12 protein-coding genes are annotated in these 13826 nt (G+C 58.1%); 6 read left to right on the top strand and 6 right to left on the bottom strand.

The window, feature by feature from the left end:
* Positions 1–66 precede the first annotated feature (66 nt).
* From OEU85_RS12770 to OEU85_RS12760, 3 genes are read right to left on the bottom strand one after another with little or no spacing between them, the layout of a single operon-like run.
* On the bottom strand, positions 67–1476 hold the full coding sequence (locus OEU85_RS12770) for a protein adenylyltransferase SelO family protein (RefSeq protein WP_262691881.1): 1410 nt from the start codon (positions 1474–1476) through the stop codon (positions 67–69).
* 40 nt (positions 1477–1516) lie between these two features.
* Positions 1517–2104 (bottom strand): nitroreductase family protein, encoded by a 588-nt coding sequence (locus OEU85_RS12765; RefSeq protein ID WP_262691880.1) that lies wholly within the window; start codon positions 2102–2104, stop codon positions 1517–1519.
* A 7-nt stretch (positions 2105–2111) separates the two neighbouring features.
* Positions 2112–2630: a GNAT family N-acetyltransferase gene (locus OEU85_RS12760; protein WP_262691879.1), complete on the bottom strand. Its 519-nt coding sequence runs from the start codon at positions 2628–2630 to the stop codon at positions 2112–2114.
* Between the two features lie 261 nt (positions 2631–2891).
* Here OEU85_RS12760 and OEU85_RS12755 point away from each other — a divergent pair, with 261 nt between their 5' ends.
* From OEU85_RS12755 to OEU85_RS12740, 4 genes are all read left to right on the top strand, one after another.
* Positions 2892–4172 (top strand): PQQ-dependent sugar dehydrogenase, encoded by a 1281-nt coding sequence (locus tag OEU85_RS12755; protein ID WP_262691878.1) that lies wholly within the window; start codon positions 2892–2894, stop codon positions 4170–4172.
* Entirely contained in the window at positions 4159–4569 is a 411-nt protein-coding gene (locus OEU85_RS12750; RefSeq protein WP_262691877.1) for a c-type cytochrome, read from the top strand. Before OEU85_RS12755 ends, OEU85_RS12750 begins: the two co-directional genes overlap by 14 nt.
* Positions 4484–6550, top strand: coding sequence for a TonB-dependent receptor (locus OEU85_RS12745; protein WP_262691876.1), 2067 nt, complete (start codon positions 4484–4486; stop codon positions 6548–6550). Before OEU85_RS12750 ends, OEU85_RS12745 begins: the two co-directional genes overlap by 86 nt.
* Positions 6551–6643: 93 nt before the next feature.
* Positions 6644–6919: a hypothetical protein gene (locus tag OEU85_RS12740; RefSeq protein WP_262691875.1), complete on the top strand. Its 276-nt coding sequence runs from the start codon at positions 6644–6646 to the stop codon at positions 6917–6919.
* Positions 6920–6987: 68 nt separating this feature from the next.
* Here the strand turns inward: OEU85_RS12740 and OEU85_RS12735 are convergent, their stop codons facing one another.
* The 3 genes from OEU85_RS12735 to OEU85_RS12725 form a co-directional block, all read right to left on the bottom strand.
* Positions 6988–7584, bottom strand: coding sequence for a methyltransferase family protein (locus OEU85_RS12735; RefSeq protein ID WP_262691874.1), 597 nt, complete (start codon positions 7582–7584; stop codon positions 6988–6990).
* Between the two features lie 94 nt (positions 7585–7678).
* Positions 7679–8929: a serine hydrolase domain-containing protein gene (locus OEU85_RS12730; RefSeq protein ID WP_262691873.1), complete on the bottom strand. Its 1251-nt coding sequence runs from the start codon at positions 8927–8929 to the stop codon at positions 7679–7681.
* Positions 8930–9022: 93 nt separating this feature from the next.
* Positions 9023–9946 (bottom strand): fatty acid desaturase family protein, encoded by a 924-nt coding sequence (locus OEU85_RS12725; protein WP_262691872.1) that lies wholly within the window; start codon positions 9944–9946, stop codon positions 9023–9025.
* 209 nt (positions 9947–10155) lie between these two features.
* Here OEU85_RS12725 and OEU85_RS12720 point away from each other — a divergent pair, with 209 nt between their 5' ends.
* Both OEU85_RS12720 and OEU85_RS12715 read left to right on the top strand, forming a co-directional pair.
* On the top strand, positions 10156–12048 hold the full coding sequence (locus OEU85_RS12720) for an alpha/beta hydrolase family protein (RefSeq protein WP_262691871.1): 1893 nt from the start codon (positions 10156–10158) through the stop codon (positions 12046–12048).
* A gap of 172 nt (positions 12049–12220) precedes the next feature.
* Complete coding sequence (locus tag OEU85_RS12715; RefSeq protein WP_262691870.1) at positions 12221–13765, top strand: peptide MFS transporter; 1545 nt, start codon at positions 12221–12223, stop codon at positions 13763–13765.
* Positions 13766–13826: the final 61 nt, after the last annotated feature.

Below are 13826 nucleotides of genomic sequence, written 5' to 3'. Positions count from 1 at the left end.
GATACGCTTTGTGCCTGTCGGCGCTAGGCGGCCTGTTCGCAACCTGGTGTCGCGAGCTGCCGAACATCACTTTGTCAGCGCATCACCCATCTGTCGGATGGCGTCTATCTTGTCATAAAGGGGCTGCCAGTCGTCGTGCTCGGCAATATGAGACCAGATATCCTCCACTTCCTCGATCAGCATGGTGCAGGGTCCATCGCCTCCAAAATAGGCATGGTTCAATGCGTCCGGTCGGGCGGGGGCGTAGCTGGTGATCGCGGCTTTCAGCGCCGCGTCGGCGTCGTAGCGCGCGGCCTCTGGGCTTTTGGCAGCGCGCTTTTCGCTTTGGCTGCCGCCGTACCAGTCAAAGAAAAAACGCTCGTAGGAGAAGGTCTCCCGCAGCATGAAATTATTGACGGCGCTCAACAGCGCGTCGTCATCCTTGTCTCCCTTCGGCTTCACCCCCATGCGGGCCAGCAGTTTTGACCGCAAGGCAGCAAGATAAACCTTGGGGAAGGGTTCCAGCACGTCCTTGAGTGCCTGTTCCTCGCAGATGTCTGCCAGCGCCCCGCCAAGCTGGTAGATATTCCAGTGCAACGCGTCCGGCTGGCGGCCAAAGGCATAAAGTCCCCGCTCATCAAAATAGGCAGCCGTGAAACCCAGCTCCATGCGCGGCAGGAAGCGCCACGGGCCAAAGTCGAATATCTCGCCGGTAATGTTGATATTGTCGGTATTAAGCACGCCGTGCACGAAGCCTGCGGCCATCAGGTCAGCCGCCTGCATCGCCACGCGTTCCATCACAAGGCCAAGGAAATGCAGGGCCTTGTCAGCGTCGCTGGATTTCATTTCGGTATCGAAATAATATTTCAGGCAATAGTCCACCAGTGTATTCAGCCGGTTGGTATCTGTATAATAAGCATGGCGCTGGAAGGTGCCGATACGGATATTGCCGTGGGTCAGGCGCACCATGACCGCAGAGCGGGTGGGCGAGGGTTCGTCGCCGCGCATCAGGCTCTCGCCGGTTTCAACGATAGAAAAGGTGCGGCTCGTGCAGGCACCAAGCGCCTCCAACATCTCGGTTGCCATGATCTCGCGCACGCCCCCCTTCAATGTCAGCTTGCCGTCCCCTGACCGGCTATAAGGTGTGCGACCGGAGCCCTTGGTGCCAAGGTCCATCAGGCGCCCGCGTGTGTTGCGCATCTGGGCATACAGAAAGCCGCGACCATCGCCGATGTCGGGATTGTAAACCTGGAACTGGTGCCCGTGATACCGCTGTGCGATGGGGCTTTCGAGATTGCCCGGAAGTCGCACAAACTTCGCACAGTGTGCAATCCACTCTTCATCGGTGAGGGTATTGAGGCCCACGTCGCCTGCCGCCCGATCATTGCGGTACCTGAGGATATGTTTGGGGAAGTCGGCGGCTTCCACCGCATCACCAAACCCATCGCCAAGCGTGGCAAAGGCCGGGTCTGCCTTATAGTTTTTGGATAGGGGCATAAATTCCTCTGACCAGTGTGTGGGCGCTTAGCCTAACAGGTCAGGACGGGAAACCCCAAGTCACATGGCTGTCAAAATCGGGCCGTGGGCGTTCGCTTGGCTCGTCGGCCTGTGTGCCAAAGAAAATAAAGCCCGCAATATTCTCGTTTTCTGAAAGGCCCAGTCCGCCCTTGACTGCAGGGCTGTAGGACGCCCAGCCGGTAAGCCAGCAGCTTGCGTACCCCAGCGCGGTGGCGGCGATAATCATGTTTTGGCATGCGGCGCCGGACGATAGCTCCTGCTCCCACACGGGGATGGAGCTGTTCGGGTTGGTGCTGGAGATGGCTACCACCAGCACGGGGCCTTGCGTGGCGTAGCCCTTCATTTTCTCTGCAACCTTGGGGCTGCTTTCATTTTCTTTGACAAGCGCATGTGCAATCAGGTCGCCCAACTTCTCGCGCGCTGCACCCTCAAGCACCAGATAGCGCCACGGAAACAGCTTGCCGTGGTCAGGGACCCTCAGCGCGGCGGCGAGGATTTTTTCCATGTCAGCCTTGTCAGGGCCCGGACCGACCATATCGCGCGCTTTTACACTGCGGCGGTTGATCAAAAGCTCATAGGTCTCGGCGCTTGGGGTATTGAAAGGCATCAAATTCTCACTTGGCAGGGGTCAGATGTTTGTAGAAGAAACAGGTATCATGGCTTGTGCCATCACTGTCAATTGTGAAGGCGGGCACGATACCAAAGCGGGTATAGCCCATGCGACCATAAAGGCCATCTGCAACATCGCCCCTGCGTGTGTCGAGAATAAGGAGCGTGCGGCCAATTTCCCATGCTGTGTGTTCAAGTGCTGCCATCAGCCGGTGGCCAATACCGTGCCGCCGTGAGCGTGGGCCCACCATCAATTTATGCACCTCGGCGCGGTGCTCAGCGTTGCCTTTAAGACAAGGTACAAGCTGTACAGTGCCGTACGCCTTGCCGTTCTCGATTGCGAGTAATAATACGATGCGGTCTTTATTGACCGCTTTCTGCACATCAAGCCAGTAATTTTCGGCCTCTTCGCGCGCGAGCTGGGGCAGGAAACCAATAGACGCTCCAGCCGCCACAGAGGCGACAAGAATATCGGTCAAATCCGCCAGATAGGGCGAAAGGTCTTCTATCTGTTCAACTTGCATTCGCCTGAAAAATCCAAGTTTCCATAAAATATAATCAGAGAGCGGCTAATATGGCCAAACGTCCGTTTTCACTCTCTCGGGTGGCTGCCTGAAGCCACTTTAATCCGAGAGTATGGGCAGTGCGTAGAAAAGGCCATAGAAAATTTGCATGTTTTTACAAAAGCTTAGCTAATCACATATGTGTGCTTTTATCACTTTCTTGTTTGTTTGCATGGCGCCACGCATAGTTTATACCTGAGGGCAAAATTTGGGAGATGGTCGATGAAACGACAGTTGCTGGCAATTTTGATGATGAGTGCGGCGATGGCTGTGCCTGCGCAGGCTGACATTACGGGTGTGGCAGAGGATGCCCCCATTCCGGCGGACACAGGCATCAAGCTTGCGCCCGGTTTCCGGGCCACGGTATTTGCTGACGGCATTGGCGCTGCGCGGCACATGGCCGTCAGTGACAATGGCTGGGTCTACGTTGCGCTGATGAAACCAGAGGAAGGTTTTGGTGCCGTGGCGCTTTATGACAGCGACGGCGACGGCAAGGCTGATGAGCGGGTCCCGTTTGCCAGGGGCATGTCCGGCACCGGCATGGGCATCAACGATGGGCATCTGTATTTTGCAGAAGACGAACGCATTATGCGCTGGCCGTTGCCGGAAGGTGGCGCACCCGAAGGCGAGGCAGAGATGATCGTCGAAGGTTTCCCCAACAAGCGCCAGCATTCAGCCAAGCCCTTCACTTTTGACAGTGATGGCCACCTGTATGTGAACATTGGCGCGCCGTCGAACGCCTGTATGGAAAAGATGCGCACCAAAGGCTCCCCGGGCATGGACCCATGCCCCATTCTTGAGGAATTCGGTGGCGTGTGGCGTTTTGACGCCGACAAGGCCGGGCAAACCCAGGTAGACGGTATGCGCTACGCCACCGGCATCCGTAACGCCATGGCGATTGACTGGAACCCGCATGCGGGCGCGCTTTACATCGCGCAGCATGGCCGCGACCAGTTGAACAGCTTTTTCCCAGATATGTACACGGAACAGCAAAGTGCTGAACTGCCCGCCGAGGAATTCCACCGCGTGGAAGAGGGAGCTGACATAGGCTGGCCCTACGGCTATGTGGACCCAGATATCGAGGGCCGTGTTCTGATGCCGGAATATGGCGGTGATGGCAAGGCGACAACCGACCGCGGCCAGGAACCGCTGATTGCCTTCCCTGGCCACTGGGCACCTAATGACCTGTTGTTCCCGCGCAGTGAGGTATTGCCAGCAGAGATGCGCACCGGGGCCTTCATTGCCTTCCATGGGTCGTGGAACCGGGCGCCAAAACCACAGGCCGGTTACCGCGTTGTATTTGTGCCAATGGATGAAGCCGGCGCCGTTTCAGGTGACTGGGTCACCTTCGCGGACGGCTTTGCCGGCGAGGGCCCGATCATGAGCCCACGGAACGCCAAGCACCGTCCGACGGGCCTTGCCGAAGGTGCGGATGGTGCGATTTATATTTCAAGCCTGATGTCAGGCGGTCGCGTCTGGAAGGTGGTTTATGAAGGCCAATAAATTTGCGGCGGCGCTTGTCGCCGCTTCCCTCACAGGCGCGGCGTATGCGCAGGATGAGGAAGCCGACGGTGGCACCGGACAGGCGCTATACGAGGCCAACTGCGCGGCATGCCACCAGTATGACGGGGGCGGTGTACCGATGATGCAGCCTGAGTTGATCCTGAGTGAGAAGGCAAACGGTGACATTGGCGGGGTGATTGACATGATTCTGCTCGGCAGTGCCGCCGTGCCCGCGGGCACCAGCGGCTACTCCAACGAAATGCCGCCTTTTGATTATCTCTCTGATGAAGATATTGCGCTGATTGCATCTTATGTCCGAACCCATTTTGAAAATAGTGGCGGCGCTGTCACTGCTGATGACGTGCGCGCCCGCCGCGCGAGCCACGCAGGACAGTAAGCCCGGCGGCACGACCAACTGGCAGGAAATTTCCGTTGTGGAAAAACGCTTGCCCGCTGACGCTGTTGGCCAGAAGGCGCTGGACCTTGATGCAGGCGCTGCTCCCGGCTTTCGGCTGGATACCGCGCTTGCCGCGGTGCCCGGCGTCACGCTTTTCCGCCGCGCTGACAGCCTGACGGGCCATCCCACCACACAAGGCCTTTCCATGCGCGGCGTGGGCGCCAGCGCGGCAGGGCGGGTGTTGGTGACACTTGACGGTGTACCCATGGGCGACCCGTTTGGCGGCTGGATCTACTGGTCCGCGCTTGATGCGTTTGAGCTGGCGGACATGCGCGTGAAACCCGGTGGCAGCGCAGGCGCATATGGCGCGCAGGCGCTGGCGGGCGTAGTGGATATCCGCAGCCGCACCATCCGTGGCATGCGCCCTGGTGTTGAGGGCTGGTATGGATCTGACAACAGCTTCAGCGTCAGGGGCCGCGCGGGTTTTTACCTCGGTGATATGGGCCTTGCCCTGGCTGGAGGGCATTTCCAGACGGATGGCGATTATCTGCTTGGGTCCGCTGACCGTGGCGCGGTTGACACGCGGGCGGCTAATGAGGCCTCCTTTGCCAGCATGAAGGTTGAGCATGATGTCGGCGGCGTTGAAGCCCGCGGCGCCCTGCGCTACTTCTGCGAGGACCGGGTGAACGGTCTTGCCCTCGCAACCAATGAGACAGAAGCGGCCGATGCCTCGCTCACGCTTTCAGGTGACGCGGGCGACGGCCGGTGGGAGGTTGTCAGCTACTACCGCACGCGCGATTTTGCCAATGTATTTTCTGCCGCCCGTGATGGCCGTACCACCGAACTTGCAGTGCTGGACCAATATGATGTGCCCGCATGGGGCGCGGGCCTGCTGGCGCGCATGCAATTTGAAGGTTTTGAACTTGGCCTTGATGGCCGCCGGATGAGCGGGGAAACCAATGAACGTTTTCGCAACCTGGGCGACGGCTTCACCCGCGAACGCACAGCTGGCGGTGACCAGTGGACGATGGGTGCTTACGGTGAAGGTAAGATGGAGGTGGGCGCGGCTGTGGTTTCCGCCACGCTTCGGCTGGACCGCTGGCGCAGCTATAATGGCTCCCGCACCGAAAGCGATATGACAACCGGCGCAGTGCTGCGCGATGATGAGGTGCCCGACAGAAGTGGCTGGCAACCGTCAGCACGGCTGGGTGCCGTGGTGCCGGTCACGGGGGCGATCGACCTGCGTGCGGCAGCCTACCGCAGCTGGCGCCTGCCCACGCTTAATGAATATTACCGCCCGTTCCGCGTGGTGAATGACATCACCGAGGCCAACCCTGGCCTGGTGCCCGAAAAACTGTATGGCTTAGAGATCGGGGCGGACTATGAACCGCTGAACACCTTCAAGGCGTCCATCACCTATTTCCGCAACTGGCTGCGAGACGGTGTGGGTAATGTGACCATTGGCCTTGGCCCCGGCTTTTTCCCGCTTGGCGGTTTTGTGCCCGAGGGCGGAGTGCTCAGGCAGCGGGCGAATATCGACGCCAGCATCACCGATGGCATTGAGCTTGAGGGCCAGTTGAAGTTGCAACCCGGCTGGACTCTGGGGGCACGGTATCAATATGCCCGCGCTCGTATCACAGCGTTTGATGCAAGGCCCGAGCTTGTGGGCAACCGCCCGGTGCAGACCCCGAAGCACGGGATGAACCTCTCACTTGCCTATGATGCGGGTGGGCCGCTTACCTTGTTGGGCCTGATGCGCTACGCTTCGGGCCAGTATGATGATGACCTGAATATCCGCAGACTGGAGGGTATCGTCACCTTTGACGCTCGCGCTGATTACGCGCTGGGCAGCGGGGTAAGCCTGTTTGCCGATATCCGTAACCTGTTTGATGCCAAGGTAGTCTCGGCTCTTACGGAGGACGGGGTGGAAACGCTCGCACAGCGCCGCTTCTGGCGTGTGGGTTTGCGGGCGAATTTCTGATTATTTTGGCTTGCACAGCGCCGCCCGCCCCTGTATCACTTCGATATATAAAAATATACAAACGATAGCTAACGACAGTTGAGGAGATACCCCATGCGAGCAAAAGACGCTCTGATTCTATCCATTTTAAGTGTTGGCCTTGGCGCCTGTTCGATTTCGGTCGAGGGTGAAGACCGTGGTTATGGCCCTCGTCATTATGACTGGGACGGCGGTCAGGCAACCGTGAAATTGCCCGACGGCCAACGCGTGAAGTTCGGTTGCCCTGATGGCACGTCGCTTTTTGTGCGCGACCGCACCGACAAGGGTGGGGAACTGGTTTACGGCTGCCGCACCGGTGGTGGCGCGAATGTCGAGATTGATATCGACTAACCAGCCTATTGCACCTATGCCTGAAGCCGGAGCGCGCTTGCCTCCGGCTTTTTTATGGGCTGCGGCCGTTAAAGCCAGCGCCGCGTGCACTGGCGATAGGCGTCAAACTCCGCGCCAAACGCGCCGTGCAGGAAGGCTTCTTCCGCTTCGATGATTTTGGTGGTGAACACCCCTGTCAGCAGGAGCGACAGGATGGTGAGAGGGCCGGGGGCTACAATGACAGCGCCCACGATAAACAGCATAATGCCAACATAGATCGGGTTGCGGGAAAAGCGGTACAGCCCTCCGGTGACAAGGCTTTGGCTTGCCTCAATACCGGAGGGGATGCCAATGCGCCACGCCTTGCCCATGTCCACCTGCGAAAGCACGGCGATACCGATGCCAAGCGCCATAACGGCGACACCATAATGGGCGTAGGCATTGGGCGCCGTCATCACGAGCCGGTCCAGCCCCGGCACAAAGGGGCGCGCCACGAGGTAAAGGTCAAGCACGATGGCGACAAGCGCCAGCACAGCCTCTGGCCCCGTGCGCTTGCGGCCAACAACAGCAAGCACGGTGATGTCCTCTGCGCAGCTCAGGTACATGATGCGGGCAAAACCCCAGGCAAGCGCAAGGGCGATGAGTACCAGTGGCCCGTAATAGGTGATCAGGTCATAGTTGGACATCGGCGGCTTCTCCTATCAGCCAATTGTACGGCGATTCGCCCAACCGTAAAGCCTGTAGCCGCTACAGGCTCAAGAGGAAAATACGCCTGGGGCCTTATTCCCCGCTCGCGGCAAATTCACGCCGGCCGTCCATCTCGCCCACGGCCGAGCTGATGGCTTGGAAGGCGGTGATGATCATGTCCATATGCAGCTTGTTTGCAGGGTCGTTATAGCCTTTGTTGGCGCTGGTTTTGGCGATGATGGTGCGGGTTGTGGGGTCCACATAGATATACTGGCTGTAAATACCGGCGGCCATGAAGTCCCCATGCGGGTTTGAGGGGGTCCACCACTGGAAACCATAGCCGTATGGTGTATCCGAATTTGCATTGTCAAAGCCCGCGGCGAGGTGCGGCGCGGACGGTGTGATCGAGGCTTCGACCCAGTCAGCGGGTACAATCTGCTCGCCTTCCCAATTGCCCTTATGCAGGTAAAGGCGACCCATGCGCGCCATGTCGCGCAGGCTGGCCTGCAGGCCGCCCATGGCCACTTCCATGCCGTGGCCGTCGATCAGGAAATAGGCGTCGTGTTCCATGCCGATGGGTTGCCAGATCTGCTCCTCAAGCAGCGTGGTCAATGATTTGCCGGTTACCCGCACCAGCACCATGCCCAGCACATGGGTGTTGACGCTGACATAGTCGTTGAAGGTGCCGGGGTCACGCTCCCGCTTAAGGCTGGCGGCATAACCGTCAAGGCTGGCGCCGGTGCCGATCACCATGGACATGCGGTTCACGTCGGATGTCAGGTCGCCATAGTCCTCGGTGAAGCGAATGCCGGACGACATGGTCAGGATGTCACGCAGGCTGACCATGTCATACCCTGAGCCCTTGAGTTCCGGCAGGTATTTGGTCACGTCGTCTTCGATGCTTTCGATCTGCCCCTTCTCAAGCGCGATGCCGAACAGGGCGGAGACAAAACTTTTGGTGACCGAAAACTGGATGTGCCGGTCGTCCGCTCTTTCGCCCTGGTAATATTCCTCAAACAAAACGGTGTCGTCGCGCACTACAATCAGGCCGGTGGTGCCTGTCTCGACCATCAGGTCCCTGATGGAGCGTTCTTCGCCGCCATAGACATAAGTGTCCGGCAGCGGCTGTCTGGCATATGTGAACTGCCACGGATCATCACCTGCGTGTACGGTTGTGGTGTCAAAAAACTCTCTGGTGCGACGGTAATTTTCGGTGATGTGTTCGAGATCGTAATAGGACGCCATGCGGGCAAAGGCCGTGCCGTAGGTGTAGCCATAATATCCCAAAGGCAGCAGAACCAGTATGAGGGCAGCGAGTGCCACCCGTTTTGTGGTTTTTGACATTTTAATCCCCGTCTCGTGCGCGCCCATGCGCTTTGGACTATCCTTTTGATAATTTGTACACTGCGCAGGAGGGCGATGCCGCCTCTAAAATATTTAGGCTGCGGCGTTCAGCTTGAGCACATCCCAATAGCCGCGTCTGATTTCCATCTCGCCGCCGAACCCTCGCTCAAGCATGATGCGGTGCACTTCGGGCAAACGCCAGCAGGGCACAAAGGGCAGCATGTGATGCTCAATGTGATAATTCACATAATAAGGCGCGAAGGTCATGCGCTCCCATATGCTGACAAGAGTTGTGCGGCTGTTTTTGAGCGGGTGTGCAAGGTCCGGCATGGTGGAATGTTCGGCGATGTTGCGGACGCGCAGGAAAAGCTGCTGCGTGGTCATCAAGGGGATAAGCCAGCACAGGACAAAAAGGTCCAGCCGCCCGGCAAGCGCAAAGCCTGCGATGAACAGCGTATAAAAGAGGATAGGCCCGGTGTAAAAAGCCTTCAGTCGTTCTATGCGGCCTTCTCTCCCACCCCAGATAAAGCGGAAGATGCCAAGCTGCGTGCGCAGGAAAACAATCCCGGTCAGGTCGCGCGCGACCTTGCGCAGCATGCTTTCCCTTGAGACAGGGAAGGGGGTATAGAGGAAGTTTTCAGGGTCGTCTTCCGTGCGGGTGAAGCGGTGATGGGCCATGTGACGGATGCGGTAGTTCTGCATACGCAGGACCATGGGCCACGCCGCGCACCATGCGGTGAAGCGTTCGTTTATCCAGCGGGTTTTGAACAGCATGCCGTGGCTGCCCTCATGCATGATGATGGCAAGGCCCAACTGGCGGCTGCCAACAAGCACGGCGCAGACCAGGAAGGTCAGCACATTGGGGAAAAGCGCATAAAGCGCGATGGCGACCGCAATGACACCCCAGCAGTGGACAAGAAGCCACGCGCCCATGAGGTCAGACCGTTGTCTGAGCCGATGGGATTGTTCCTTCGTCAGAATGTCAGACGGTTTGATGCTTTGCCACTGCGTGGACATGTCACTTCCCTCTTCCCCCAAAAAGATCGCCGCCCCGCGCGGCCTAAAACCTTCCTTAAGGATTTTGCCGCATGAATACTGGAACCGCGAGTCTAAAAAAGAGAATAGCCTGTATTCACCAGTTTTCAAACCCGCGTCCGCGTGATCAAATGTCAGCGAGCGACCGCTGTATCGTTTGAACTGGTTACCAGGCTTGATAGAATAGGACCATGATTTCGATTTTCGCCCGTTTGATGTGTCTTGTTATGTTGCTGTCGGCCATGCCGGACGGGCGCGCCTTTGCCACGGGGGACGCCGCGCTTCTGGAGCAACTGGTGCGGGTGCCGAAATATGCGGCGGTGGCGTTGTCGACGGATGGTCACTTTCTGTCCGCCCTTCACCGCAAGGGCGATGACGCCGAACTGGTCGTCTGGAACGTGGATGCCGGGGCCGATACAGCGGATGCGCTGCCGTATCTTTACAAGGATCTTAGCTGGATTTCATGGGTGGGCAATGGCCGGTTGCTGATCTCCCTCAAGGAGCATGGCCTTGTGCTGTATGATGCCCATATCAGGCGCCTCAGGCCGTTGATCGAAGGGGCCGGACCGCGCCCCGATGAGTTGCCCCCCATCTTGCTGAGCGCGCTGCCTGATGACCCGACCAAAATCCTGCTGCAATGGGAAGACCCGGGTGTACCGGGATATCCGGCTGTGTACCGGGTGGATGCTGTCACCGGCGAAAGTGAAAAGATCGTTGGTGGCTGGGCGCCGGTCATCCGCTGGTGGGCTTCCCCTGAGGGTAAGGTAAAGCTGGGGGAAGGCTTCAATGGTCGTGATCAGCTTTTGTTCAGCAGCACAGCAGATGGCGCATGGCGCAAAATCAGTGATGAGGATTTTTTCAAAGGCGCGGTGCGGTCGGTCCTCGCGGTGGAAACGGGTGGTGCGACCGCGTTGGTGCTGGCCGCGCATGACAGCGACACGCGCGCCTTGTGGCGATATGATATCAAAAGCGGCCGTTTCATGCGCAAGCTCGCCAGCCACAAAAAGTTTGATATCGCGTCGGCGATTCTGGACCCGGTGACGGCAATGGCGGTGGGCGCGTCCTATGTGGCAGACGATGTTCAGGAAGTGATCTGGCAGGATGCCTACCGCGCGCGGCTGGCGGACGTATCATCGCAGACCGGGGCAGAGGGGCTTACCCTGGCCACGGCAAGTTATGATGGCAGGCGCCTGCTGTACCGGCAATATCTCAAGTCCGCGCCGCCACGCTATCATCTGTATGACGCGGAGAGCGAGACGCTGATCACCCTGCCTCATGATGCGGAAGACGACAGCTTGCCCAAACCTGAAACCCGGGGTGTGTGGATACCCTTGCCGAAGCGGGGCGACGGCGCGATGCATGCACTTCTGAGCGTGCCACCCGGAGGCGTGACAGGCCGTGCGGTGGTGCTTGTTCACGGTGGTCCTGTAAAACGGGTCACCGACAGCTACAACCCGCTGGTCAGTTGGCTAACCGCAAACGGATATAGCGTGCTGCAACCCAACTTCCGCGGGTCGAGTGGCTTTGGCGAGCGCTGGCGCCGGGCAGGATATAACGAATGGGGCCGCGATATGCAGGAGGATGTGCGCACAGCCCTTGACTGGATGGTAGACAAGGGGGTGGCGGAAGCGGGCCGGATGTGTGCGATGGGGGGGTCATACGGCGGTTATGCTTCCCTGCTGTCGGCCATCAAGGATGATGATCTCATCGCCTGTGCCATCAGCCTCAACGGCGTGACATCCCTGCCGCTTCTGGTGGATTTTCTCGAGACGTTGCGGTTTCACGATCTCTCGGTCCCGCGTATCAGGGGCCGCTTGTCTGACTATTCATTGCGGCGGCGGTCACCGCTCAACCGCGCGGACCTTGTGCGGGTGCCGGTTTTGCTGTTGCATGCCACGAAGGACAACAATGTGCCCTTCCTTCATTCCCAACTCATGCACAGGTCGCTGACGCAGCTGGAAAAAGAGCATAATTTCATTGTGCTCGAGGGGGCTGAGCACCAACTTGTGCGCACAGCGGACAAGCGTATTTATTACCAAAGTGCGCTTAACTTCCTTGATGCTCACATCGGGCGCAACCGCTGAAGACCGGCTGAGAACATATGGTGAAAGTGGTGCTGCTGCGCCAATTTTCCTTTCTCCAACCCCCGTTTTGTGGTTTTAAAGACAGGTGAGCCCGCCATAAGGGCGCACGGGGAGAGGCTGTCTGCACAAAAAAATAATCGGGCAGCCCAGACTATAATATTAAGGGGTGAAGATGTCCGACACAGTCGTTTCGACCGAGGGGTCGCAGGAGCGTGAGCTTCTGGGCCACCCGATTGGATTGGCCGTATGCTTTCTGACCGAAATGTGGGAGCGTTTCTCCTACTATGGCATGCGCACGATCCTTGTGCTTTATCTGGTGAAATATCACCTTTTCAGTGCTGAAAAAGCCAGCATGATTTACGGCGCTTACGCCGGTCTTGTTTACATGATGCCGATCATTGGCGGATACATGGCTGACCGGTATCTCGGCAGCCGTAAAGCCGTGACCTATGGTGCCATCCTTCTGGTGCTGGGGCATGGTCTGATGGGCTTCCATGGCCCCGCTGCCTTCATGGACGGCGAAACCGTGGTCAGGAGCGAATTTTACCTGAACCTGTTTTTCCTCGCGCTCGCCTTGATCATCGCGGGTGTTGGCTTCCTGAAAGCCAACATCTCCACGATCGTGGGCGCACTTTATGGCCCGAATGATCCCCGTCGCGATGGGGGTTTCTCCATTTTCTACATGGGCATCAACGTTGGTTCGCTTATCGCAACCGGCCTTGTCGGCTATGTGGGCGAGACCTACGGTTGGAACTACGGCTTTGGCCTTGCTGGTATCGGCATGTTGTTCGGCCTTATGGTTTTCCTTTGGGGCCAGCGCCTGTTGGACGGCCGCGCCGAGCCACCAAACCCACCTGAACTGAAAGAAAAGGCCTTCGCAGGCATCAGCAAGGAACACGCCATCTATCTTGGTGGTATCCTGATGGTAATCGTGAGCTGGGCCCTGATGCAGTATCAGGAATTTGTTGGCCAGCTTCTTGGTTTCTCGGGTTTTGTCATGATTGGCCTGATCCTTTTCTACGCCTTTACCAAATGTACCAAAGTGGAGCGTGACCGCCTGATGGTTGCGTGCTTCCTGATTGCCATCCAAAGCGTGTTCTGGGCACTGTTTGAGCAGCAGGCCGCAAGCCTGACCTTGCTTGCCGACCAACAGTTCAACCTTGATGTGTTGGGCATGAATGTGCTGGCCAGCCAGGTACAGCTGATGAACCCGCTTTTCATCGTGCTGCTGGCACCGGTGATGGCGTGGCTGTGGGTTGCCTTGGCCAATAAAAAGGTCGAGCCTTCGACACCGGCGAAATTTGGTATTGCCATGCTGCTTATCGGCCTTGGGTATATCGTCTTTTCCTGGGGCATGGCACTGGATGACAGCACCAACAAGAGCTTCATCTGGCTGGTATTCATCTATCTGTCGCTAACTTTGGCGGAGCTGTGCCTGAGCCCGGTCGGGCTGTCCATGGTCACCAAGCTTTCGGTGACCAAGATTGTTGGCATGTTGATGGGGACATGGTTCCTGTTTACCGCTCTTGGCAACTATGTCGCAGGCTGGATCAGCTCGCTGACCGGAAGTGGCGGTCACGGTGCGGACTCCGGCATGCTCAATATGGCGGCAACAATGGATGTGTACACGACCATCGGTTATCTCAGCGGTGGCGTCGGTATCTTCATCCTGCTGTTGACCCCGCTTCTGCGCAAGGGCATGCACGGCGTGCACTAAACGCTGATTGCTTCGGCTAAAAAATTGGAAACCCCCGGTTCGCGCCGGGGGTTTTAGCTTG

This window comes from Kordiimonas aestuarii (assembly GCF_025574465.1).
Lineage (GTDB): Bacteria > Pseudomonadota > Alphaproteobacteria > Sphingomonadales > Kordiimonadaceae > Kordiimonas > Kordiimonas aestuarii.
The sequence above is the reverse complement of the archived record's forward strand: the minus strand, read 5'-3'. Positions and strand labels throughout refer to the sequence as shown.

What these genes read in the sequence shown, in the direction of transcription:
- OEU85_RS12765 (WP_262691880.1), bottom strand. Translation starts at nt 2,104, where the DNA reads ATGCCTTTCAATACCCCAAGCGCCGAGACCTATGAGCTTTTGATCAAC.
- OEU85_RS12760 (WP_262691879.1), bottom strand. Translation starts at nt 2,630, where the DNA reads ATGCAAGTTGAACAGATAGAAGACCTTTCGCCCTATCTGGCGGATTTG.
- OEU85_RS12730 (WP_262691873.1), bottom strand. Translation starts at nt 8,929, where the DNA reads ATGTCAAAAACCACAAAACGGGTGGCACTCGCTGCCCTCATACTGGTT.
- OEU85_RS12745 (WP_262691876.1), top strand. Translation starts at nt 4,484, where the DNA reads ATGTCCGAACCCATTTTGAAAATAGTGGCGGCGCTGTCACTGCTGATG.
- OEU85_RS12740 (WP_262691875.1), top strand. Translation starts at nt 6,644, where the DNA reads ATGCGAGCAAAAGACGCTCTGATTCTATCCATTTTAAGTGTTGGCCTT.
- OEU85_RS12755 (WP_262691878.1), top strand. Translation starts at nt 2,892, where the DNA reads ATGAAACGACAGTTGCTGGCAATTTTGATGATGAGTGCGGCGATGGCT.
- OEU85_RS12720 (WP_262691871.1), top strand. Translation starts at nt 10,156, where the DNA reads ATGATTTCGATTTTCGCCCGTTTGATGTGTCTTGTTATGTTGCTGTCG.
- OEU85_RS12750 (WP_262691877.1), top strand. Translation starts at nt 4,159, where the DNA reads ATGAAGGCCAATAAATTTGCGGCGGCGCTTGTCGCCGCTTCCCTCACA.
- OEU85_RS12770 (WP_262691881.1), bottom strand. Translation starts at nt 1,476, where the DNA reads ATGCCCCTATCCAAAAACTATAAGGCAGACCCGGCCTTTGCCACGCTT.
- OEU85_RS12735 (WP_262691874.1), bottom strand. Translation starts at nt 7,584, where the DNA reads ATGTCCAACTATGACCTGATCACCTATTACGGGCCACTGGTACTCATC.
- OEU85_RS12725 (WP_262691872.1), bottom strand. Translation starts at nt 9,946, where the DNA reads ATGTCCACGCAGTGGCAAAGCATCAAACCGTCTGACATTCTGACGAAG.
- OEU85_RS12715 (WP_262691870.1), top strand. Translation starts at nt 12,221, where the DNA reads ATGTCCGACACAGTCGTTTCGACCGAGGGGTCGCAGGAGCGTGAGCTT.